Source organism: Zooshikella sp. RANM57 (genome assembly GCF_050749885.1).
GTDB lineage: Bacteria > Pseudomonadota > Gammaproteobacteria > Pseudomonadales > Zooshikellaceae > Zooshikella.
Genome location: NZ_JBOIUB010000021.1, coordinates 1 through 23,214, shown reverse-complemented (window position 1 = coordinate 23,214; position 23,214 = coordinate 1). Strand labels below are relative to the sequence as shown.

The window sequence follows — 23,214 nt, the reverse complement described above, 5'->3', positions numbered from 1 at the left end:
TTATGAGCCTCCTTATTGATCAATCGGGCAATCCATTAACGATGGAATCCCGTCCTTTATCCACGCAATCCGTCCAACATAATATGGATTTTTGGCAGCCGGCTTTACTATCTATTGATCGTGAACATTTGCCGGAAATGCCCCTACTTAATAGCCGGGCACGGGATATTAAGCGAACCCATGGTTATGCCAATGGGGCGGAACAGATTTATGTGGATAATATTGTCGGCCATCAGTTTCGCTTATCCGCTAAACCCAATTATAAATTACTGGGTTTGGATGCCGAAAAAGCCAGCCTTTGGGCCAAGGATGTGGAAGCCCGTTTTACGGATTGGGCTGAAGATCCTGATTGTTGGATTGATGCGGAAGAAAAAAGAACGCTGACCATGATGGCACGGGAATCGGTACGACACTATGCCAGCCAAGGGGAGATATTAGCATCAGTGGAATGGCGGCGAGCTTCCAATAATCATCGACCCCAAACCTGTATTAAATTAATCGACAGTGAGCGGTTAACGAATCCCTTTGAACAAGCGGATACCCAACAGTTAAGAGCGGGTGTCGAACTGGGTAACAGAGGTCAGGCTATTGCGTATCATATTCGTTGTGCCCATCCAGGGGATGTCGATTTAGCGTTAGATGCCTATCGCTGGAAGCGTGTTACCCGACGCAAGTCGTGGGGAAGACTGCAAATACTGCATGTGTTTGAGCCCGAACGTCCGGACCAAACGCGGGGCATTAATGTGTTTGTCAGCACTTTACGCAATCTAAAAATGCTGGAGCAATTCCAGGATGCTACGCTGCAAAATGCCATCGTGAATGCCATGTATGCGGCGGTGATTCAATCTGAGTTTGATCCTCAAACGGTGCTGACAGCGTTGGGCGGTAGCGAGCCGAATAATGGTAACCAAAATACCCTTAATAGTTATATGCAAGCGGTACAAAGTTATCATCAAGGGGCCAATAATATTCGTTATAATGGTGCCCGCATTCCGCATTTATTTCCTAATGAAAAACTCGAATTAAAAACGGCTAAATCTAATCCGTATTTTGAAAACTTCGAAGACACCTTATTACGTCATATTGCCGCCAGTTTAAATATCAGTTTTGAACAATTAAGTCGGGATTTTAGTAAAACCAATTATTCCAGTGCCCGCGCCAGTATGCTGGAAAGCTGGAAATTCTTTTTAAGTGTGCGACATATTATTCCAGCTCGGTTTTGCCAGCAGGTTTATGCCCTATGGTTGGAAGAAATGATTAACAAAGGCGTGATTGAATTACCAGGAAATGCCAATTTTTATCAGAATCCATCTGCCTGGACCCGCTGTTATTGGATCGCGCAAGGCCAAACCCATATTGATGGCGTAAAAGAGGTGGAGCGCTTGGAGCGGTTATATGCCCTGGGTGCCATTACCTTCGAAGAGCTTTGTATGATGCTGGGTAAAGATTATCAGGAAATATTAGAGCAACGGCAACGAGAAGCCCAGGAATTTAAAGCGTACGGTTTGTCGCCTCCCAGCCCAAATTCTAATCCCGTCGTTAACAAGGCCACAGCAGAATGATCTTTGATGAATTAGTCAATAAACCATTATTAATGAATCCGGGTTATGCCCGGATTTTTTTTGGGGCCTTGGCTGAACGGCTTAAGTTACAGAGCTTAACGTTAGCCGAGGGTGAGCAATTATTGCTGGCCGATTTAAAAGCCAGTGCTGCTAATTATCAAGCCCGTGAACGAAAGCTTTACCAGATCCAGAACGGCATTGCGGTGATTCCTGTGGAAGGCACGTTAACCCACCGTTATGGCTATTTAAATCCGTATAGTGGGATGACCGGCTATGATGGTATTCAAGTCAAGTTGGATACCGCACTAGAAGATGATGACGTGCGTGGCATTTTATTGGACATCAATAGCCCTGGGGGGAGTGCCAATGGCTGCATGGATTTAGCGGATGCGGTTTACGAAGCACGACAGATTAAACCCATTTGGGCGCTAGTGGATGAACAGGCGACCAGTGCCGCCTATGCCATTGCCTCAGGCGCTAACCATGTCATTGCTCCGCGAACCGCACAAACCGGCAGCATTGGCGTCATTATGGCGCATGTGGATCAGAGCAAAGCCCACGAAAAGCTGGGTATTCATGTCACCTTTATCCATGCTGGTGCGCATAAAGCGGATGGCAATGCTTATCAACCACTACCTGAAGGGGTAAAAGAACGTTTTCAGCAAGAAATTGATTCGTTGTATACCTTATTTGTGGATACCGTAGCTCGCAATCGTCAGTTAAATACTGAAACAATTCGTAAGACTGAAGCCGCTATTTATTCCTCCGAGCAAGCCCAGGAAATGGGTTTGATTGACCAGATTTTACCGGCCAGCCAAGTGCTGACGGTATTCACTCACCACCTGAACGATACAAGGGCCATTATGACTACACCCACTGAACCCAAAGTAAATGCACAACAGACACAACCTGTCGTAGAGCCGGTTGATACGGATGCCATTAAAGCCAGTGCGATCCAGCAAGAAAGAGAGCGCTGTTTAAGTATTCTGCAGTGCGAAGCGGCTGAAGGCCGAATGACCACCGCAATACACCTAGTAAAATCCGGCATGGCGGCAGAGGATGCTAAAGCCTTATTGGAAACCTTGCCTAAGGCAGAAGCTACTGCACCTAAAAAAGAAAATACGACGCAAAATGCGTTTACTCAACATATGAATAACGATCAGCACCCGAATATTCCCTCGGAAAATACCCCTGAACAAACAAACGAACCCAAATCCGCGATCCAGCAAATGTTATCTGATTTTGAATTAATAGCCGGAGATCAAAACCATGCATGCCGCCAGTAATCATTATTCTGTTCCACCTTTAATGCCACTCATAACGGGCGAGACCAAGGTCAATACCATTACTGTCACCATTGCCAAAGGCCAGCAATTACCCGCGAATGCGGTGTTAGGCCGTAATGATAAAGGCGAATATGTGCTATCCGATGCTGCTGCGACTGATGGTAGCCAAGTGCCAGATTGTATTTTAGCGTATGCGGTGGATGCAAAAAGTCAGGCACAATCTGCCGGTGTGTGTGCCGCCGGTTGTTTTAATCCTGCTGCACTGTATTTAGGTAATGGTCATACGGAACAAACCCTTATGCAACCGTTTCGTGAGCGTGGAATATTTTTAAAAACACCCAGCTATAAATAAGTCATTCTTTTAATTATTCGCTTTACGCCTTTCTGAACACACTTCTTACATCGCTTATTTAATAGGTAATTACTGCCATGACCGTGAATATCGACCGCGATACGATTACGCTGGTGCGTACGATCGAATTCAAGAAAAAACCGTTTCCGTACTATTTAAATAAATACTTTTCCTCGATTTATGAATCGCAAGAAGAACAAATTAATTTTGAATTAGTGTTTGGTGAACGACGTCTTGCGCCGTTTGTCTCGCCCATGCTGGAAGGTAGACCATTACCTGATCAAGGCTATGAAGTAAAAAGCTTTAAGCCCGCCTATATCAAACCCAAAAATGCCGTTAAACCGCAACCGATGATGAAACGCCGTGTCGGTGAGGCCTATTTAGGCAGCTTATCGCCAGCACAGCGTTACAACATTTACAAAATGGAATTATTTATTCAACAGGCCGAAGCGATTGATAACCGCCTGGAGTGGATGGCGGTACAAAGTTTACTGTATGGCAAAGTCACCATCAGTGGTGAAAATTATCCCAAATGCGAAGTCAATTATGGTCGAAATAGTGCGCTGACCATTAAGGCTAAAAAACCGTGGACGGATGAGGATGCCCTTATTGTCGATGACCTCGAAGAGTCCAGCGTAACTATGGCCTCAGTACCGGGTGGCTCGCAAGCTAAGGATATTTATTTTGGGCCTGCCGTGTGGAAATGCATGCGCAAAAATAAACAAATACGGGACCAGCTGGATACCCAAGTGGCCGGTACCAATGCCAGCATTGATCGTGGCCCCCAAACCGCTGCAGATGATGTGGTGTTTGTGGGTTCTCTGGGTGGTGGACGGTTAAAACTACACTGCGACAGTCGTCAGTATCAGGATGATGCAGGCAACATGCAGCCGTTTTTACCTGAAGGTGTGGTGATGCCTGTGGGTGATGTGGAAGGTGTACAGTGTTTTGGCGCGATTATGGATGTCAAAGTATTACGGCCTATGCGTACTTTCCCTAAATCCTGGGTGCAGGAAGATCCATCCGTTGAATATGTGATGACGCAATCTGCCCCCCTGGTGGTGCCTGCACGCCCCAATGGTTCAGCGTTATTAACCGGTGTTTTAAAATAAACCATGAGTGCATTTCAAAGCTTGCAACAGGAGCTCAATCAGGAGCGCATGGCCATGTATGGCCGTCCAATTGTGTTAACGGATGGCCAGATTATTACCGGTATTTTTTATTGGCGCGATCAGGAAGGGAAGCTGAATAAAATCCAGCTAAATTATGCGACACCTGAACTACATCTTTCATCAGCGGATTTGACGATCCTGGAAAATAATGAATATGTGGTGATCGACGAGCAGAAATTTCAACTGAACTGGCCGCCATTAAAAAAAGATACGGGTATGGCTATTATTAAACTATCCCCTTATGAAGCGGCTAAGGAAGGTAGTCGATGGCGTTAAAAGTCGCGGTTGATATTAATGACTCACTGGGTGACGTGTTAATGGGGCTGGATCGGAGTCAGGCGGATGTTAAGCGCGCCATTAAACGTGCCCAACGTAAATACACGACATTTATCGAACGGTTATTAATCCAAGCGGTCGTTGATGCTTCTGGCGTGAAGCGAAACCTGTTTAAAAAGCACCGGGTACGTGTCACGACTGTGTATGCCGAAGGTAAAATTAAGGTTTGGCTGGGTGTTAATCCGGTAGGGTTAGGTTATTTTGGTAAGGTCAAAGAAGTGCCGGGTGGTGCTAAAGCGGGTCAGCATTATCGTCATGGTGCGTTTAAAATCGGTGATCGTGAAGCCGCCTTTAAACGGGCAGGTAAAGCACGTTTACCCCTGGTTTACCAAACACAAGACATTGAGCCCGTGGCGAAACCTGTTGTCATCCAAATCCTAAAGCGTGGCAAACAACGACTCATAACGCTCCTGGAACAGGAACTTAATTACGCCTTAAATCATGAATAAATATGATCCTCTTGAATTAATTCACCTGGCTATGGTGGACACGCTAACGAATCATTTTGGTAAACGATTGGAATTTGTGCAGGCTTATAATCCGGGTAAATGCCTGAATTCACCCGGTATTTATTTAGGGATGCATCAAATGGAAATCGGTGAGAATCCCGGTGATGGTCGCTATGTCATCAATGCCGACTGGTTTTGTTATTGTGTATTAGCCAACAGCACACCTGATTTAGCCATTGAAATTCGCCGTATGGCCTGTGAGGTGATGACACTGTTAAATCAGCCAGAAACGGGGTTATGGGGACTCGAAAATGTGGTGTGTTTGCCTGAGCATATTCAAGCCATTCCTGCCTTATTTAATCCTGATACCGAAGGTTATGAAAGCTGGGAAGTGACCTGGCAACAGTCATTTTATGTGGGTGAATCTCTCTGGGAAGATGAGGGTGAAACACCGAAAACCGTACTCGCCAGCCATGTCCCTTATACCGGTAAAGCCCATGAGCCTGAATATGAACCTATTTAATATCGAAGAACTGATTCGCCTGGTTAAAAATTTAATTCGACCGGGTGTCATAAGACAAGTGGACTATGATCGTGCCCGCGCCCGGGTCCAGATGGATAAACTCACGACGGATTGGCTACCCTGGCTAACAACAAGAGCCAGCCATGATCGTTCCTGGTGGGCACCCGAAGCGGGTGAGCAAGTGGTGGTATTATCGCCGTGTGGCGAATTGGCCCAAGGGTTTATTTTACCGGCTGTGTATCAAGATGAATATTCTTCACCCTGTAAAACACCAGAGTTATCAGGTTGCTATTACAAAGATGGTGCCCAGATTCAATATAACCGCCTACACCACCATTATGATATTCATTTGCCTGACGGGGGAACCTGTACCTTGCATTCTCCTGCAGGAATAAAAATGATCGGTGATGTGCATGTGAAAGGCAGCATCAAAGCCACTGGCGATATTACCGATAAAACCCGTAGCATGGCAGCAGATCGTACCATTTATAACAGCCATTTAGATCAGCATCATGTGCCGCCCAAGCCGAGACAATAGGTTTACCTTTGTAATTAAAGCCACTAAACAGTTACTATCAGAAAACTGTTTATAGAATAAAGGGTATATGATGCTTTTCTTCTTGGGTTTTTTATTCGTATGTTTAGTGTTTTTATTTAAAGGCTATGAATTATATAAATTTTTTAAGGACGCAGGATTACATAATACTAATAGTCAGAATAGATTAACGCGCCATCGAAGAGGTTCAGAGAGTTCACTTGGTAGCCAGTCTAGCCCAGAAAGTAGCTTTTATAGTAGTGGCAGCCAATCTCGCTCAGAAAGTAGTTTTTGTAGTAGTGATAGCAGTAGCAGTGATAGTTGCAGTTCTGATTAAACCATACTCTTTTCATTCATACTGACAGCATGCACGGCATAGACAGTAAAACCGGTCAATCCCTTTCTGGCATCAAACACCTGAAGCAATCGATTACTGATATTTTAACCACCCGCATTGGCACCCGTGTCATACGGCGTGATTATGGCAGTCGGTTGCCGGAGTTAATTGATGAACCGTTAAACGGGGCCTTACGATTGGAACTCATTGCCGCTACCGCTGAAGCTTTGGCCCGTTGGGAACCACGCTTTAAACTCACTAAAGTCACACCCACCCGCACCCAACCAGGTCAAATCGAAATCTACTTGGAAGGCATTTACTTACCCGAGGGTAAACCTATTACCTTGGACGGGATTATTTTATGAGTGAATATACGGCGATTGATTTATCCCAGTTACCTGCTCCGGATGTGATTGAGCAACTGGATTACGAAAGCATTTTTAATGCGATGCTGGATCAATTAAAAAGCTATGGTTTTACCGCACTCGTGGAATCCGATCCGGCTTATAAAATCCTGGAAATCTCGGCCTATCGTGAGTTACTCATTCGACAGCAATTTAATGAGCGTGCTCAGTCTCTGTTATTAGCCTATGCCCAAGGCGCAGATCTCGATCATATCGGTGCCAATTATGGGGTAAAACGTAAAATGATTAAGCCTGCTGAAATTAAGGATAACCAACCTATCCCCGCCGTCATGGAAAGTGATGACGAATTTAGGCGACGCATTCAGCTAGGTCCAGAAGGCTATTCCACGGCTGGCCCTGAAGGGGCGTATTTATTCCATGCCAGTAAAGCCCATGATCAAATACTGGATGTGAAGCCTTATTCACTGCAGCCGGGTGAAGTCACTGTGTGCTATTTACCGCGCTCCGAGGTTAATGCAGCACTTGATCAGGAAATAAAACAGGCTTTAGAAGCCACATTAAACCGTGAAGATATCCGACCGTTGACAGATAAAGTGATTATTCGAAGAGCTGAGATTATTCCTTATCAGATTGAAGCGGATGTGCATGTCTTTCATGGTCCTTCAAAAGATACCATTCAGCATGAAGTCGAAAAACAATTAAATACCTATTTAGCGCAATGTTTCGCCTTGGGTAAAACGGTGGCTATCTCGGGTATTTATGATGCGTTGCATACCGGTGGCGTACGACGAGTTGAATTAATATCACCGACAAACGATATTGTCACCGAACAATGGCAAGCGCCTAAAAAAACCGCTGTGTTACTTAATTTTACGGCCTAACCACCTATTCCCTCCTTTTTAAATTTAATGTATGTCCTTATTGCCCAGTAATGCCAAGCCCTTTGAGCGTGCACTGGAATCAAGCTGTGCCCGCGTGTCGGTGATTCCAGCACGACCCGATATTATTTGGAACCCTGATGAATGTCCTGAACCGGTTTTACCCTGGTTAGCCTGGGCGTTATCGGTGGATGAATGGGATGAGTATTGGACCAGTGATATTAAACGCCAGGTGATTAAATCCTCGATTGAAACCCATCTCATTAAAGGTACCCGCAAGAGTATCCGTCTGGTGTTGGATGCCTTGGGCTATGAGAGTGATATCCGCGCCTGGTATGAACAAGATCCCGAGGGTGAGCCGTATCATTTTGACGTGATGGCTTGGCGGCGGCGTGATGTGCCCGCCAATAAAGACACTATCAAGCGTATGGAAAAGCTGATACGCCAGGTGAAAAGTCTGCGCGATCATTTTCAACTGAGTTTAACGTTTAATTTAGATACCCGTTTTTATGTCAGCGCTATTAAACAGCATGGTATTCAGAGCAGTGATCAAACCTACCAAAGCGCCATTCTACCAGCACCCCACTTACAGCAATCACTGAATACGGCGAGTGTCAGCTATCAGGTGAGCACACATAGCCATGACATTTTAACCAGCCAATTACCAAGCCCTGTTTTAACGGTGAAACCGGTGCTTTCAGCTGCATTTTGTGGTTACCACATTAATGATTTAACGATGAGCGTCCAATTACCATGAGTGATCCTATTCTGCAATTTACCCAAGCCGGTCTGGCGGAATTAATCAGTGCTAAAAACGCCGGAATTAAAGCCACCATTACCCATATGGCCGGTGGCGATAAAAGTTACACACCACAACCGAATCAAACACGCTTAGTGAATGAGCGACAGCGAGTAGACATCCTCGATTACGAAGAATTAAGTCCGACTCAGTTACGTTTGGGGGCTGTTTTTAAAGGCGAATTAGAATATGAAGTGCGGGAAATTGGTTTGTTTTTATCATCGGGTACGTTGCTGGCCGTCCATTCGCAATCCAATCACTTATTAACCTATAAATCGGCGAACAGTCATTGGCTTCAACGACTGACGTTGGATATTTCACCACTCCCCACCAACAGCATAAACGTGGTGGTGGGCACTGAAAATATTAATTTATTGCTGGTCAACGAACTGGCCACGATGGCGGCCGCGACCATCGATAATATGCATCGGCATATTGAGTTGTTTTTACGTATCAATCAACTGGAAAAATAAAAGGTTTCATCATGAGTATTGAAAATCAATTAGCAGAAACGGTATTAGCCTGTAACCGATTAACCACCGCCGTGAATAATAAAATCACGGATATTGACCAACAAATGGCGCAGTGTATAACCAAAATTAATGATCAGTTAAATCAAACATTATACTTATTGCCGCGCATTGTCATCACGCATAATCAACAGCTGGAAATTAATGAAGAACATCCCCAAAAACACCCCTTTAATTTTCAAATACATGAGGATGTTGAAGCCGCTGTACATATGCGTATTCAAGCGAATCCTAAGGATAGAACCGCAGACCAAATGGCTTTACTGCAAGATATGGGGCTTGATATTGGGGTGGATATGCATATCCATGATCATTATCGAATGCCATTTAATGTGATCAAGCTGAGCTGGACTAAACGTGAGCCGATCAGTTACTGGTTAGCGTTTCCCAATACCGCAGACTCTGCCGCATCTGCGATTCCCTTAAATACGTTTATTACGATTGGCGCCTTTGTCAAAGTGCTCGCAGGTCGTGCGTCGGGGGTATGGTGTGAGGGGGCACGTTTAGGAAAATGGACGTTTTGTCGTACGCAGTTTTCACCTGCGGGTTTTGGCCGCTATACCCATATTCACCCTTACCGTGATTCCGATAGTGGTGAAGTATTAATCGCGTTACCCGCCGCGATTACAGGCCATATTGATAACCCAGGACAATGGTATCCCAATATTGAATTACAAAAAGCACACAGTGTGACCTCAACGACCAACGCCACAACAACAGACGCCTAATACACATTAATTCCTCCCTCCTTAAATCTTTTTTAATCAATCCATTTATTTAAAGGTGAACCATGCCTGAACAATTCTTACATGGCGTTGAGGTCGTGGAAATTGATAGTGGTCCACGTCCGATTCGCACCGTTAAAAGCTCGGTGATAGGTTTAGTCGGTACTGCCCCTGAGGCGGATGACCAGGCTTTTCCGGAAAATAAACCGATATTAATCGCCGGTTCATTACGCGAAGCCACAAAACTCGGTAATAAAGGCACATTACCCGCCGCCATTAAAGGCATTTTTGATCAGATTGGCGCGTTAGTGGTGGTCATTCGCGTCAAGGAAGAAAGTGAGGAAGCCAAGCAAATCAGTGCATTAGTCGGTAATGGCCAAAGTGATCCACCCACCGGTATTTATGCCTTAACGGCGGCTAAATCTGTAGTGGGTGTACAGCCTCGTTTACTGATTGCTCCGGGTTACAGTCAATTGGAGCCGGTGGGCAAAGCGCTGGACATGATCGCCAACCAACTTAATGGGATGGCCCTCATTGATGGACCGAATACGACCGGTGTGGAAGCCATCGCCTATAAGAAAAAATACGACAGCCGTTATGCGTATTTAATTGACCCCTGGGTGCAAGTCTGGGATATCCATAGCAATCAAGCGGTAGATAGACCACCCTCGTCGTATGTGGCGGGACTGATGGCTAAGGTGGATAACGATAAAGGCTTTTGGCATTCACCGTCGAATAAGCAGATTAATGGCATTATTGGCACCAGTCGGCCCATTGACTTTACCCTGGGTGATGCCAATTGCCGGGCTAATTTACTCAATGAAAACCATATCACCACTATTATTCATGAAAATGGCTATCGCTTATGGGGGAATCGAACCACCTGTATTTCTGATCAAAAATGGGCGTTTGTGAATGTCGTGCGGACTAGTTTGATTCTTTATGATTCGTTATTACGCGCGCACCTGTGGGCGGTAGACCGAAACATTACACGAACCTATTTAAAAGATGTGGCGGAAGGCGTGAATAATTATCTGCGCCGTTTAACGAATTTAGGCGCTATTTTAGGCGGTACTTGCTACCCCGATAATGAATTAAATACCCCTGATAATTTAGCAGCCGGCAAAGTCTTTTTTAACTTTGATTTTACCCCGCCCGCACCGGCTGAAACCATTACCTTTCGATCAACGATGACCGATAAATATTATGAAAAACTAACCGGAGGCTAACCGTGGTTAAAGGCTATCGCTTATTAAATTGTAATTTATGGTTGGATGGTGTGAGTATGCAAGGGGTGATTTCGGAAATAACCCCACCTAAGTTAACGGCTAAAACTGAAGAACTTTATGCGGGGGGTATGGCTGCGCCTGTGATGATACAAGTGGGTATGGAGGCTCTGGAGTTATCCTTTACGCTCAATGATATGAATACCACTGTGCTTGAAAACTTTGGTCTACGACAAGGCAATGAAGGACTTCAAGTGAAAGTCACGGGAGGCTTGCAGAATGGCAATAATGCCAATGATGTGAAACCGCTTGAAATCAATGCCACGGGTTTAGTCAGTGAAGTGGATATGGGCACATTTAAGGTGGGCGAAGTCGGCAGCATGAGCGTCACCATGAAGTTGGATTACTACAAGCTCACGATTGATAAAAAGGTGTTAGATGAGATTGACCCGATTAATATGATTCAGATGATTAACGGGCAGGATCAATTAAAAGCCATGCGTACCGCTTTAGGTTTATAAAAAAACTATTTAAAAATTAAATTATTAATCTGGAATGACATCATGAAACAACTTTTTAAATTGGAATACCCAATTATCGTTAACGGTGAAACTATTGAAGAAATGAGTGTTCGCCGCCCTACTTTGAAAGATATGAAAGCCGTTGAGCAAATGGGTGGCGGAGAGATTGAGTACGGCATTAATATCCTTTCAACATTATCGGGTATTGATCAAAACTCACTTGAATATCTGGATATCGCTGACTTTAGAAAAATAAGCGATTATATGGAAAAACACTTTTTTCGTCATCAGCAGTAAAGAGTGTCGGCAAATCATTTTTTATCTTTCTCACTTTCTTCGCGGTACACCCCTTTCAGAATTTGAAGCCATGCCCCTTGATGAGCTGGTGGCCTGGTTTAATGATGCCCCCAAAGAGCCAATCCTATGAGTAAACTTGCGTTAAATATCGCTATTGGTGCGTTTTTAGATAAATCGCTGGGTAAATCCATTAAGAAAAGTCAGGCATCTGCAGCTAAGCTGGGCAAGGCGTACCGTGAAACCAATAAGCAGTTAGCCGCCATAAAAGACCTTAATAAATACAAAAACAAGCTCTCTGAGCTGAAAGCCAAACAAGCGAATACCGCTCAATCCTCGCATCGTTTAGCGGAAGGTATTAAAAATGTTGAGCGTCAGTATCGGTCGGCTAAGCGCTCAGCCAAAAAATATGGGATCGAAGTTAATAACGTTGCCAAGGCCCAAAAGAAATTACAGCGTAAAGCCGCGATACAGAAGTTCGGCAGCAAGCTGATGCCAGGGCTAGGTAAGGCCGCAACAGGACTTAAACGAGGTGCGGGTATTGCGGCAGGGGGAGTTACAGGGTTGTTTGGCTTATCCGCTTGGACAGCTAACCGCCTCGACCCTATTGCTAAAACCGCTGACAAGCTAGGTATTGGGATTGAAGCCCTTCAGGAATTCCAGTATGCAGCAGAACGCTCAGGCTTATCGGTTAAACAATTTAATGTTGGGACACAACGGATGGTACGCCGTGTCGCGGAAGCGGCAAAAGGCACAGGAACGGCTAAAGGTGCACTGCAGGAGCTGGGTTTAAATGCTCAATGGTTAGGTAAATTAAGTCCTGAACAGCAGCTAGACCAAGTGGCGGAAGCATTGAGCCAGGTTAAAAACCAAAATGATCGTGTGCGCCTAGCGATGAAGTTATTCGACAGCGAAGGGGTTGGCATGGTCAACATGCTTAAGGATGGACGCAAGGGTCTACAGCAGTTGCGGGCTGACGCCCGTGCGACAGGAAATGTGCTGAAAGAAAAAGCCGCACGGGATGCCGAGAACTTTAATGATGCATTGCTCGATGCACAAATGGCGATGGGTGGGATTAAAAACACCATTGGTGCAGCAATGATGCCAGCCTTCACCGAATTAATGAAACACTTTAAAGCCTGGGTGGTGAATTTCCAACCGCAAATACAAGCCTTTGCTAAAAATATCAGCAGCCGATTTAAAGCGTGGGCCAAGAATATATATGCTTTAGGTCAGGGCTTTTTTAGTGTCAGCAGCGTCATCAGTGATTTTATTTCCACCACCATTGGCTGGAAAAATGTCGGCTATATTTTAGCGGGACTCATGGGGGTTAAATTGTTTACGTCGATTATGACCTTCGGTAAAGCGGTTTTAAGTTTAATCCCAATTATTAAAGCCGTAGGGGCGGCCTTTTTAATGAATCCCATCGGTTTAGCGGTAACCGCCATTGCGGGTGCTGCCGCGTTAATTATTACTTATTGGGAACCGATTAAGGGCTTTTTTAGTGGTGTTTGGGATAGCGTTAAAGGTTATTTTTCGCAGTTTTGGGACTGGGCTAAAAACGTCTTTTTTAGTTATTCACCGCTAGGGATTTTAATTAAAAACTGGGAACCGGTATCTAATTTTTTTAGTGAAACCTGGGACAACATTAAGGGTATGTTTACAGGGGCTTGGGATCTTATTAAAGGTATATTCAATAAATCTCCGATAGGCATGCTATTGAAACATTGGAAACCGGGTTTTGAATGGCTGGCGTCCAAATTCAGTTGGATTAAGGACGTTATCAGTAGTGTATTCGATTGGTTTGGCGATGATGAGGACGAGGATAAAAGCGATAAAAAGAAAGCGAAACCCAAGCCTAAGCCTCAACGTAAACCGTCGTCGTATATTGCCCAGCAATACCGAGGGCGGAGTCGAGGTATTCATTATGGGGCGAAACCCTATCTTGTGGCTAATCGTCGTCACAACTACCCACTTAAAAATAAAACACGAAACCTTGTAAAAGAGTCAGGACGTGTGATGTCCTTAGCCAAAGCGCGTAATAATGAGAAAATACAGGACCAGTTACAGGCCAAACGTCACCAGCAGATCAAAATACAAAACCAGTCGCGTACTAATATTAACGCCCCGATTACCATTCATGCCCAACCGGGTCAGAACAGTGAAGAAATCGCTAAACGGGTTCGGGCTGAGTTAGAACGACGGGAATTTGAAGCGGAATCAGATCGTCGTGCATCACTCTATGATCAGGACGGTTTGACGTATGGCTACTAGCACCTTACTGAAATTAGGGCCGTTTACCTTTTCCATTGAAACGGCAGCGTTTAATCAACTGCAACGTGCCTGGTCATTTACCTGGTCAGAGCAAAAGCGCTTGGGCACTACCCCACAATTGCAGTATACCGGTGAAGGTCAACAAACCATTAACCTGTCAGGTAGTGTGTTTCCAGGCCAATATGGTGCCGTCGATACCATTGAGCAGATGGCAACACTAGGCAGGCAAGGTAAGCCATTATTGCTGGTAGCCGGTACGGGTGATTTACTCGACTACTGGTGTATTACCAGCGTGGAGCAGACTAACAGTTTCTTGGATCAACAGGGCCAACCCCGAAAGATCGACTTTAGCTTATCCATCAGTTACTACGGTGAACATTATGAGGTATCTAACGAAACAGGATGATAATCTAGATGCCATCTGTTGGCTTTACTATGGAGAGCGTGAGGTTGGTTTTTATGTTCTCCAAGCTTTAGATGCAAACCCGGGCCTGGCTGAGCTGGGTCCGTTCCTTCCTGCCGGGTTAACTATCGAACTACCTGATCTCCCCTCCCCTGTTCAAACTACGCAAAAGCTTTGGGATTAATATGCAACCGACCTTTAGTATTCACCTGGGTGATACTAACCTAACACCCACCATTAACCCGTTATTGATTAGCCTTGAACTCACTGACGAAGCAGGCTGGAAGTCGGATAGCTTAACGCTGACATTAACTGATAATGGCTCAATGGAGATCCCCAAAAAGGGCGTCAAACTGTCATGTGCGCTGGGCTATGTAGAAACCAGCTTAGTGCATATGGGCAATTATACGGTGGATGAGGTATTACTCTCAGGCCCACCCAACCAAATGCAGATCAAAGCCCGTGGCGCGGATTTAAAAGGGCCTATCCGTGCCCCGCATAGTCAAAGCTGGCATCAAGTTAAACTCACTGATCTTGTGGGGACTATTGCTCAGCGTCATGGCTTAAACCCAAAAGTTGCCGAAAAGTTTACCGACTTAATCATTCAGCATATTGATCAAACCGAAGAAAGTGACCTGCACTTTTTAAGTCGTATCGCTAATCAATACGATGCAATTGCCAAGCCTGCAGGAGAGCATTTGTTATTTGTGGAACGCAACCAGGGTAAAACCGCCAGCGGAAAAAAACTGGAAGCCATTCATCTATCAGGTAAAGACATTACCAGTTATCGAGGCAGCTTGCCCGAGCGTTCAGGCTATCAACGCATCATCGCGAAATACCACAATAGCAGTACAGGAAAAATAGAAAGCATGACTGTCGGCAAAGGAGAACCTACACGTACATTGAGTTTACAGTATCCAACCCCTGAAGCGGCTAAAGCAGCAGCCAATGCGGCTATTAAGGGCGCGGAACGATCCAAGTCAAGCTTAGATATTACTTTACCTGGCAACCCACTGTTATTTGCAGACAAGCCAGTATCAATATCAGGACTGCGCACAGGACTAGATGGGAGGTGGGTGATTAAAACAGCCAGCCACTCCCTAGACAATAATGGCTATACAACCAAAATCAAACTTTCAAAATAATCTAGCTATTAAGAAGTGTGTATAACCCAAAGTCTTGAAACACTAGATACGCATTCAAAACCCCTACTCCAAAAATAAACAGTGCTAGCATACAAAGTACAATTACTGCAATTTGAAACCATTTGCCATATTTATGACCATCGGCATTTAAAGCCTTAGCATCCTCACTTGTGTTGAGATGATCTACAGTTGCATAAAAATGCTGGCTAAGATAGGTTGCACAGAAAGCAATAGCGGTAAAAAACAAACCTAAAGCAAAATAAATAAGGCTATCAGAAAAGTCAGGGACAAATTCTGGATGCTTATCTGATAATCTTCCCAAAAATGCCAAAACAGCGACTATGGCACCACCATTAATAATAAATAGCCCTTTTAACGCACTTTGCCCTGCTGTGATCACAGACCTAAAAATTTCAAGGTCTTCAGCATGCTGAGCTTCGTGTTGTACTCTATTATTTTCTATCCAAACCTGAAGGCTTGCTTTAAACCTTTCCATTTCTACATCAGATAAGCCTTGGTCAAAATCATGGAGGGTATTTATCAGTTCATCAATCGAAATGGACTCATGCCCTTTTTCCTTGAGCTTAAATAGCTTTTCCTTTAACTGATCTAGCGACTCACTTCCACTCATTGTATTACTTCCGTCCTGCAAACATTACTTCCCTGGGTTTTCTTTGATTTGGGGTATATCGGGGTATATTTTGAGCCTTTTGCCTCATTTTTTATAAAAAAATCGGCGCTATCCCAGTAATATCAAGGCTTACAGCCAAATGAGCCATATACCCCAGATATCAGCCAATATACCCCAAAAACTACGTTTCCCGAAAATAAAGACCTGTTGACTCACTCTGTCGTAACACGCCCTCTTCTACTAATTGGACATAATAATTATTTACGTTCTGCTGTCCTATCTTAAACTCGCGCATGATACTCCTTTTACTTACAGGCTTACCTGGTGGCGTTTCTAAAATAGCTGAGCGTATATCATCATACTTGTCTTCTTTTGATGAAAAGCTAATAACATTATCTGCATCTGTTGTGTCACTTTCAGATATCTCTTCCTGCAACACTTCCAGATGCTCAAGATGCGCTGTGCTTTCTTGAGTAGATGCACTTTCTTGTTCTGCATCTAAGGGAATACTTTCCTCTGTACTCAAGACCCCTTTTCTAAAGTCATTTTCTTCCCGTATAAGCTCTATGAAAAAACCTGCTACTAGGTCTAATAAGATGGCAAGAAGAATAAATATATAGACTTGTACTGTTGCCTTGTCCTTTTTAACTGCGGTGGCTATAGCACCCAACATTGCAGTCATAGGTGTCTCTGAGACTAACTCAAGCTTGTTTAGCTTCTCTTGTAGGATAGAGGCTTGTTTACGTAGCTCTGTATTCTTTTCCTGTAGAGGTTTAGCAAAGTTCTTGATACGGTTTAACGTTATGTACTTATCGATAGCTTTTTGATTTTCCGCAATTTCATCAAGCAACAGCTTTCGTTCTTCTACTAATGCTGTTCTTTCCTGCTCAGATTTTTGAATGGTCGCTTGTACTCGCTGAGTGTCACTCTGCAACCCACCAATAGAACCCAGTATGCTTGCAGCAGCAAGCACACCAAACAACAGAGATGCACTTATGCATCCAGACCAGTCACCACGCGACTTTCGCCGTGCAATTTCAGGCAGTGCTGTGAACTTAGCGAGTTCAAAGATAACAGCAAGTCCTGCAAATAAAGCACTAAAACGCCAATCAGTTGAGATTGACCAAAATAGAAGAACCGAGAGCGCAACTGAAAGTGCAACCGCAAGAGATGCACCAGTGTAACTAGGTATCAACTGTAGTGGTGTTTTGGGATGGCGGCTGGGTTGCACTTAACATACCTCCGATATCACTACCTATTAACAATGGCATCAATATATTTTGATTTTCCTAATAATTCAACATCAAGTGAATTTCACATGAGTCTCACGTGAAACTCACTTGAATATTGCTATAGTTTCACATCACTTTAAAATGAACTTAAGTTTAATTTACATCTAATGTCGTAATGAGCTAACATCATATTTATAACGATTCCAAACTGATTCGGCTTTGTTTTTGGACCATTATCATGTCAGAGACAAATCAACGTGGCCTTATAGTCGCTGTGGCTTCGACTAAAGGTGGAGTGGGTAAAAGTACGCTAGCAATAAATCTTGCGGCTGAATTTGCCCGACTAAACTACAAAGTGCTTTTGATAGATGCAGACAAACAAAGAACATCTGCTAAGTGGTTTGATAGACGACAAGAAAGTATTGCTTGTGGTGAGTCATGGCCACATGTGTCGTGTATAGAAAAACAAGGTCACATACGACAAACAGTCATTGAGCAGGCGGGTCATTATGATCTTGTCATAGTAGATCCTGCTGGACGTGACTCACGTGAAATTCGAAGCGCCTTTGGTGCTGCAGACTTGATTTATATTCCTACCCAAGTAAGTCAGGTTGATTTAGAAACGCTGGATGAAGTTGTAGCTGTACTAGAAGACACTTACGAACTAAACCCAGATAGAAGGGTTAAAATATTAGTAACACAAGCTCCAATAACACCAGGAGCTAATGAGTTAAAAGAAACAAAAGAGTTTGTTAACGAATACAAGGATGAAATGGAGCTGTCTGGTGTTGTTATTCGTTCAAGAAAAATTTATAGGACATCACCACGAAATGGTTCTGGTGTTGTTGAATGTGCAGACTCAAAAGCTAAAGCCGAAATACAACTTCTAGCTCAGGAAATACTTCAAAATGCCTAACAAACCTTCACTTATTAGATCTCGATCTCCAAAACCAAGCACAGAGCGTGAAACAGAAGTTATTGAAAAAGGTGCAGATCCAACTATAGCTAGAGCCAAAAAAAGCAAGAAGACAACAGACTTTGCTGCACCACTCAATGACTACTATCGAGATAAGCTAACAAAACTTTCTGAAAGAATGAGTCAAGATATCGGCTTCAAAGTAAGTCAACGTCAGTTGGCAGCAAAGGCAATTTGCGAATATATTGATCGTCTTTCAGAGCAGTATCAACTTGATTGATAAATGAAAGGGAACTCACGTGAAAGTCACCCTAAACTCACGTGAGTTTCATGTTAAAGTCACTTCATATACAAAGTATTTTTCAAGAATGCTGTAGTAAGAGGGAAGGGTGGCAGCAGCATACACCTGTTGTGAACATTCATGTAGTCAAATATACTTAATCTATTGACTAAAATTTATGCACTTACATGTATACAAAAACTGACTTAAAAGAAATCAGTCCTGACTTTATAAAACAGTTGTCATTCTTCAAGCTGCTTGGAGCACAAGATGCTGATTATTCTAACGCAGTTGACTTCTATGACCACATTCCTAAGTTTGTCGACAATATTCAAAAACGATACTGGACTTATAGCGAAGTAAAGCCTCAGGAATCAACAGAGTTTAAATACAACTACTGTGGTTCTGAAACCACATTCATCGTCAGCATAAAACCAGGTCGAATCATTAAAGAGATCGATGGTAAGAAGACAGATGTGTTAGTTTATCCATCGATACAACGTGAAGAACCTGTTTATGATGCTCTTCGAAAGCTAGCTACTAGTGATAATGGTGCCTTTTTCGATGGTGAATTGGGTACCCTATTTACGCTTAGAATGCTACAAAAAGAGCTAAAGCGCTTTAAAAAAACATTCTCTATACCTGAAATCATCGAAAGCTTACAAGTACTTAGGCGCTCAGAGATCGAAGTTAGCAGTATTGCTGGTAATTTTAAATGGGAACCCTCTTTTCTTAGTAACCTTATGCTCGTATCTCGACAAGAGATTGAGAGTGTTGGAAGCCAGGTTAGATGTATTGCCGTTTTCGACTCTTTGGTATCTAATGCAGTTAAGGCGCTTGATTTCCGTGAGCATAACTACGCCATTCCCCAAAGTGTCAAAAGCCCTATAGCTCGCTACCTGATCAAGCGTATGGATCGACGATACAAGCAAGCAAGCCCTGATCAACCATATGTCATTAAGCTCTCTACAGTATTTAAAAGCATCTTTAAACCGATAGATAAGCGAATGTCGAATAACACTCGCTACATGAATAAGGCTATCGAAGAGATGAAAGAGAAACGGCGGGTTCAAGCTGTTGAGGTAGAACCAATCAAGCACCACACAGATAAACGGAAGATCAGCGACTATTTATACAAATTCTACCCTCACGACGACCTCATTAGCGATATGAAGCGCTTTAATAAGAAGCAAGCCTCCCTCAAAAAGCAGCAGCTTTCTCTTCAACTCGACCCAATCAAGTAGTGCTCATCTGGTAGGTTAGCTGAGCACTATTTTTCACGTTTTTTTTAACTAATGTTCATTCTTTATTCTGTAATTTCATATGCTAGGTTTGCCGAGCAAGTTTATTTGACCCAAAAAACAAGCATTTAAAGCCTTTTTAACACGTTCAGTAAAACCTCTTTCCTCCTATCCACTTCTTCAATAATCTTTCTTTACTGTTATCCACATTTTTGGTGGATAACCCTGTGTAAAACCCCCTAAAACTGGTAGGTTTGCTGAGCAGTAAGTGGTAGGTTTATCGAGCAATGTTTACATCTGACTGATTTATGTACAATTTTTATGGTAGGTTTATCGAGCAGTATCTAGTTAAGTGATAGGTTTGTCGAGCAGTAAGTGGTAGGTTTATCGAGCAATTTCAAAATTACTGGGGATAAAACATGGCTTTCCTGTGGATAACCTAAGCCGTTGATTTTTAGCATGGTAGGTTTGTTGAGCAGCAAGTGATAGGTTTGTTGAGCAGTAAGTGGTAGGTTTGTTGAGCAGCTTATTTTTAAGGAACCCATTAATATCAAGGTTTAGCGGCCTATTTTGTGATCCGCAATCTTTCTTAACCTTTCTTAACCTTTAACCTTTCTTAGTATTTATATTAAATAAATATAAATACTTTATAATGATTAAATATTAGCCACTAACAAAAACAAGAAATACATCAACAAAATTAGTGGTTAAATTTCATACAGTTTATTTGACTGTTAATCTTGAAAAAACTAATAACATTTTCATGCAACTTCCTCCTCTTTACATTAGCCCAGATTTAAAACCTGGGCTTTTTTGTTTCACAAAGGATACATACAAGACTAGCTTTCTGAAACAAGCCGTCTCACAGGCTTTCAGCCTTCTACCTCTGTCATATTCGTCATTTTGATTGACCTCTTTAGAAAGTAAGCAGCAGATGTGATTTAGAGGCTACGGGGAGGGTGATAAATCGGAAAATGACGCACAGAAATCATGTATATTTGATGTTATCGTTTTTCCTTTAGTTTTATCTTAAATAAGGATTATTGATGGCAGCTACACATGGTCGTTATCTTCAAGCTTGGGCACCACCAGGACTTATGTGGGGGCCTTGGGTTGATACTTACGGACAAGGTGGTGGGACGTCCACATATAAAATTGTGTTTGAAACAGTATCTCAGGCTCCATCACCCTTCGAGGCAGAACTAGAGTATTATCAGGGGTCTGAACTTAAGCGTGAAGTAGTTAACGGGCCTGGCTCCCACACATTCAGAATGGGTCGGTGTGCGTGCGTCGCGCGCATTCGTTTTCGTAGTTTTTCGATGGGGCAAGATATTCGTGTTACGCTCGCTACTAATTAGTATATGTATAGCTGTAAGCTCTGCAGCGTGTGCTACAGAAAAGCAGCAGCCGTTTGTCATGCAAGTGGTCAAGTCAGAAACTGTATTGACTCCTGAACATGTTAAAGTCGCCTTTTTGTCTAAGGATGAAACTGGTAAGCCTATATTAGATGTAGCGTTTACTGATGAAGGACTCGTTAAAATCAATGAGTTAATTAACGGCAATTTTGGCGGCAAGTTAAATATTATCTTTAAATCTAAAGCTCTTTCTAGGTCTTCAGCCATTATGCTTAAGAGCTTTAAAAACAACACTATTCGTATCACTTCAAGTGATGACGATATTCAGACTCTAGACGAGCTGAAGGATTACTTGAACTCTAATTAAAATTGCACTATTTGAGTTTTGATTACCTTTACCGAGCGTATAACACAATTGCGCTACGGTAGAGGTGTATTCATATTGACTAGAAATAGTACATTTAGGGTACACCTATAGTGTACCAGCTAAGATATGGTTGTTTATTAATCATACAGAAGTGTTATCGTTAAAACTAACGAAGGCTTAAAAAGTTAAATCGAGTTTGTTTATTTTTATTTTTTTGTATTGTTTCTCGATTTGTCGCTTCAAGTTTCTTGAATTCAGGATACACTCTTAAATCAAAGTTTTGTATAGACTCTATATACCTTAATGGTATGCTTATACAGTATTTATTTGTTTGATTAGGACTAGGTGTATCTAATGAGCTATAATATGTTGTAAACTCAACACATAAATCATCAGGATCTCTATATCCACTACACGCTGGTATTATAGTTAAAGCATAATCATCATTATCTTTTTTTTGTTTAGTGTATCTTATTTCTAGTAGAAAACAGCAATATACCTTTCTACTATTTAAAGATAATAATACAAGCTGCTTTGCTGATACGGCATTAATCACATGAATAAGTAAATCGTTTTCTTCTGCTTCATAATGCGATATTTTATTGATAAATTGCCAAGAATTTTTCCAGTTTTTAAAACACTTATCATTATGAAAAGTGGTTAAAATATAATATAAACACTTAAAAGTGTTTATAAAAAAGGCAAAAATCATTCCAAAAAGTATAGTTATAATATAATTTACATAAGTGTAACCACTCTTTAGATAGCCTAAATAAAAGAAATTTTCTAAGATTGAATTTATGAAGCTTTTGTTATAAATACTTTGAGTTACTGCTGAACTAATTAGTAATAAAATAAAACCAACAAAAAGGGCCTTATAAGCTACCTGGTAGCTTTCTGAGTTTAGTAGCCTGTATTTGTGCTTATAGTTCAGTACTAAGAAAAGGTAGCCAGATAAAGTTGAGACAAAAATATATGGTAGTATACTTGATGTCATTCAAATAAATCGTCCTTGATTTATCGCTTAATATGAAAGATTTTACTTTTCTTTTTTATTATTAAGATTTTGAAGGGCTTCTTTTTGAATTAAAAACTCTTCACTCTGAAAAAGAGTATCTAGATTAGCCCGAACACCATGACTATCTAGCTCGTAAGTCACTTTGCCTTCTTTATATTCCTTTTTAAATCTTTCCATCAGTTCTTTTATATCTTCTTTCATATAGAACCTTTAGCTTAAAGATCAAAAAGTTATTTTTAAGTTAAAACGTTTTCTTACACGCCTTAGTATACCACATTTCTATCTTGTCAATTTATTAATTGTTTTTTGTGCAATAATCATGCCAATCTTTTGTGAAGCGTGGCTAATTGGTACACTTAGGGTATACCTATAGTGTACTGGTTGCAGGGTAGTACACTAATTATTGACCCCCCTATGTAAAATGGACTTTTTTAGAGTACCAATGTAAAACGGACCAGTCGT

Annotated in this window: 29 protein-coding genes; 25 read left to right on the top strand and 4 right to left on the bottom strand. The window is 42.5% G+C overall.

Features of this window, described 5'->3' with window-relative positions:
• Positions 1-2 precede the first annotated feature (2 nt).
• The 20 genes from ACQ96U_RS25045 to ACQ96U_RS24950 all read left to right on the top strand — a co-directional run bounded on the left by ACQ96U_RS25045 (position 3) and on the right by ACQ96U_RS24950 (position 15,712).
• On the top strand, positions 3-1,562 hold the full coding sequence (locus tag ACQ96U_RS25045; RefSeq protein WP_431724012.1) for a phage portal protein: 1,560 nt from the start codon (positions 3-5) through the stop codon (positions 1,560-1,562).
• Entirely contained in the window at positions 1,559-2,848 is a 1,290-nt protein-coding gene (locus ACQ96U_RS25040) for a S49 family peptidase (protein ID WP_431724011.1), read from the top strand. Before ACQ96U_RS25045 ends, ACQ96U_RS25040 begins: the two co-directional genes overlap by 4 nt.
• Positions 2,832-3,200, top strand: coding sequence for a head decoration protein (locus ACQ96U_RS25035; protein ID WP_431724010.1), 369 nt, complete (start codon positions 2,832-2,834; stop codon positions 3,198-3,200). Before ACQ96U_RS25040 ends, ACQ96U_RS25035 begins: the two co-directional genes overlap by 17 nt.
• 77 nt (positions 3,201-3,277) lie before the next feature.
• On the top strand, positions 3,278-4,312 hold the full coding sequence (locus tag ACQ96U_RS25030) for a major capsid protein (RefSeq protein ID WP_431724009.1): 1,035 nt from the start codon (positions 3,278-3,280) through the stop codon (positions 4,310-4,312).
• A 3-nt stretch (positions 4,313-4,315) separates the two neighbouring features.
• Positions 4,316-4,648: a hypothetical protein gene (locus tag ACQ96U_RS25025; RefSeq protein WP_431724008.1), complete on the top strand. Its 333-nt coding sequence runs from the start codon at positions 4,316-4,318 to the stop codon at positions 4,646-4,648.
• A complete protein-coding gene (locus ACQ96U_RS25020; RefSeq protein ID WP_431724007.1) occupies positions 4,639-5,157 on the top strand; it encodes a hypothetical protein in 519 nt (172 codons plus the stop codon). The genes ACQ96U_RS25025 and ACQ96U_RS25020 overlap by 10 nt, the downstream gene beginning before the upstream one ends.
• Positions 5,150-5,680: a hypothetical protein gene (locus ACQ96U_RS25015; RefSeq protein ID WP_431724006.1), complete on the top strand. Its 531-nt coding sequence runs from the start codon at positions 5,150-5,152 to the stop codon at positions 5,678-5,680. The genes ACQ96U_RS25020 and ACQ96U_RS25015 overlap by 8 nt, the downstream gene beginning before the upstream one ends.
• Positions 5,667-6,218, top strand: a complete 552-nt coding sequence (locus ACQ96U_RS25010) for a phage baseplate assembly protein V (RefSeq protein WP_431724005.1) — start codon at positions 5,667-5,669, stop codon at positions 6,216-6,218. Before ACQ96U_RS25015 ends, ACQ96U_RS25010 begins: the two co-directional genes overlap by 14 nt.
• Positions 6,219-6,581: 363 nt before the next feature.
• Positions 6,582-6,917: a GPW/gp25 family protein gene (locus tag ACQ96U_RS25005; RefSeq protein ID WP_431724004.1), complete on the top strand. Its 336-nt coding sequence runs from the start codon at positions 6,582-6,584 to the stop codon at positions 6,915-6,917.
• On the top strand, positions 6,914-7,798 hold the full coding sequence (locus ACQ96U_RS25000; protein ID WP_431724003.1) for a baseplate assembly protein: 885 nt from the start codon (positions 6,914-6,916) through the stop codon (positions 7,796-7,798). Before ACQ96U_RS25005 ends, ACQ96U_RS25000 begins: the two co-directional genes overlap by 4 nt.
• Before the next feature lie 31 nt (positions 7,799-7,829).
• Positions 7,830-8,552 (top strand): phage tail protein I, encoded by a 723-nt coding sequence (locus ACQ96U_RS24995; protein ID WP_431724002.1) that lies wholly within the window; start codon positions 7,830-7,832, stop codon positions 8,550-8,552.
• Positions 8,549-9,067: a phage tail protein gene (locus ACQ96U_RS24990; protein WP_431724001.1), complete on the top strand. Its 519-nt coding sequence runs from the start codon at positions 8,549-8,551 to the stop codon at positions 9,065-9,067. The genes ACQ96U_RS24995 and ACQ96U_RS24990 overlap by 4 nt, the downstream gene beginning before the upstream one ends.
• A gap of 11 nt (positions 9,068-9,078) precedes the next feature.
• The gene (locus ACQ96U_RS24985; protein WP_431724000.1) at positions 9,079-9,852 is read left to right on the top strand and encodes a hypothetical protein; all 774 of its coding nucleotides are present in this window, start codon (positions 9,079-9,081) and stop codon (positions 9,850-9,852) included.
• Positions 9,853-9,995: 143 nt separating this feature from the next.
• Positions 9,996-11,078, top strand: a complete 1,083-nt coding sequence (locus ACQ96U_RS24980) for a phage tail sheath subtilisin-like domain-containing protein (RefSeq protein WP_431723999.1) — start codon at positions 9,996-9,998, stop codon at positions 11,076-11,078.
• Positions 11,079-11,080: 2 nt separating this feature from the next.
• Positions 11,081-11,596, top strand: coding sequence for a phage major tail tube protein (locus ACQ96U_RS24975; protein WP_431723998.1), 516 nt, complete (start codon positions 11,081-11,083; stop codon positions 11,594-11,596).
• A gap of 42 nt (positions 11,597-11,638) precedes the next feature.
• Positions 11,639-11,893 carry a phage tail assembly protein gene (locus ACQ96U_RS24970; protein ID WP_431723997.1) on the top strand — a complete coding sequence of 85 codons (255 nt, stop codon included), beginning with the start codon at positions 11,639-11,641 and terminating at the stop codon, positions 11,891-11,893.
• A gap of 126 nt (positions 11,894-12,019) precedes the next feature.
• Positions 12,020-14,164, top strand: a complete 2,145-nt coding sequence (locus ACQ96U_RS24965; protein ID WP_431723996.1) for a hypothetical protein — start codon at positions 12,020-12,022, stop codon at positions 14,162-14,164.
• Positions 14,154-14,570: a phage tail protein gene (locus ACQ96U_RS24960; protein ID WP_431723995.1), complete on the top strand. Its 417-nt coding sequence runs from the start codon at positions 14,154-14,156 to the stop codon at positions 14,568-14,570. Before ACQ96U_RS24965 ends, ACQ96U_RS24960 begins: the two co-directional genes overlap by 11 nt.
• Positions 14,545-14,751 (top strand): tail protein X, encoded by a 207-nt coding sequence (locus ACQ96U_RS24955; protein WP_431723994.1) that lies wholly within the window; start codon positions 14,545-14,547, stop codon positions 14,749-14,751. The genes ACQ96U_RS24960 and ACQ96U_RS24955 overlap by 26 nt, the downstream gene beginning before the upstream one ends.
• 1 nt (position 14,752) lies before the next feature.
• Positions 14,753-15,712, top strand: a complete 960-nt coding sequence (locus ACQ96U_RS24950; protein WP_431723993.1) for a contractile injection system protein, VgrG/Pvc8 family — start codon at positions 14,753-14,755, stop codon at positions 15,710-15,712.
• 1 nt (position 15,713) lies between these two features.
• Here ACQ96U_RS24950 and ACQ96U_RS24945 read toward each other — a convergent pair whose 3' ends face one another.
• Positions 15,714-16,364, bottom strand: a complete 651-nt coding sequence (locus ACQ96U_RS24945; RefSeq protein WP_431723992.1) for a hypothetical protein — start codon at positions 16,362-16,364, stop codon at positions 15,714-15,716.
• Positions 16,365-16,524: 160 nt separating this feature from the next.
• A complete protein-coding gene (locus ACQ96U_RS24940; RefSeq protein ID WP_431723991.1) occupies positions 16,525-17,574 on the bottom strand; it encodes a hypothetical protein in 1,050 nt (349 codons plus the stop codon).
• A gap of 239 nt (positions 17,575-17,813) precedes the next feature.
• Here ACQ96U_RS24940 and ACQ96U_RS24935 point away from each other — a divergent pair, with 239 nt between their 5' ends.
• From ACQ96U_RS24935 to ACQ96U_RS24915, 5 genes are all read left to right on the top strand, one after another.
• Complete coding sequence (locus tag ACQ96U_RS24935) at positions 17,814-18,491, top strand: AAA family ATPase (RefSeq protein WP_431723990.1); 678 nt, start codon at positions 17,814-17,816, stop codon at positions 18,489-18,491.
• Positions 18,484-18,771: a hypothetical protein gene (locus tag ACQ96U_RS24930; protein WP_431723989.1), complete on the top strand. Its 288-nt coding sequence runs from the start codon at positions 18,484-18,486 to the stop codon at positions 18,769-18,771. Before ACQ96U_RS24935 ends, ACQ96U_RS24930 begins: the two co-directional genes overlap by 8 nt.
• Before the next feature lie 188 nt (positions 18,772-18,959).
• Positions 18,960-20,015 (top strand): hypothetical protein, encoded by a 1,056-nt coding sequence (locus tag ACQ96U_RS24925; protein ID WP_431723988.1) that lies wholly within the window; start codon positions 18,960-18,962, stop codon positions 20,013-20,015.
• Positions 20,016-21,058: 1,043 nt separating this feature from the next.
• Positions 21,059-21,370, top strand: a complete 312-nt coding sequence (locus ACQ96U_RS24920; RefSeq protein WP_431723987.1) for a colicin Z C-terminal domain-related protein — start codon at positions 21,059-21,061, stop codon at positions 21,368-21,370.
• Positions 21,371-21,428: 58 nt separating this feature from the next.
• Entirely contained in the window at positions 21,429-21,734 is a 306-nt protein-coding gene (locus ACQ96U_RS24915; protein ID WP_431723986.1) for a SecDF P1 head subdomain-containing protein, read from the top strand.
• Positions 21,735-21,900: 166 nt separating this feature from the next.
• Here ACQ96U_RS24915 and ACQ96U_RS24910 read toward each other — a convergent pair whose 3' ends face one another.
• On the bottom strand, positions 21,901-22,731 hold the full coding sequence (locus ACQ96U_RS24910) for a hypothetical protein (protein WP_431723985.1): 831 nt from the start codon (positions 22,729-22,731) through the stop codon (positions 21,901-21,903).
• A gap of 42 nt (positions 22,732-22,773) precedes the next feature.
• A complete protein-coding gene (locus ACQ96U_RS24905; protein WP_431723984.1) occupies positions 22,774-22,953 on the bottom strand; it encodes a hypothetical protein in 180 nt (59 codons plus the stop codon).
• Between the last annotated feature and the right edge of the window lie 261 nt (positions 22,954-23,214).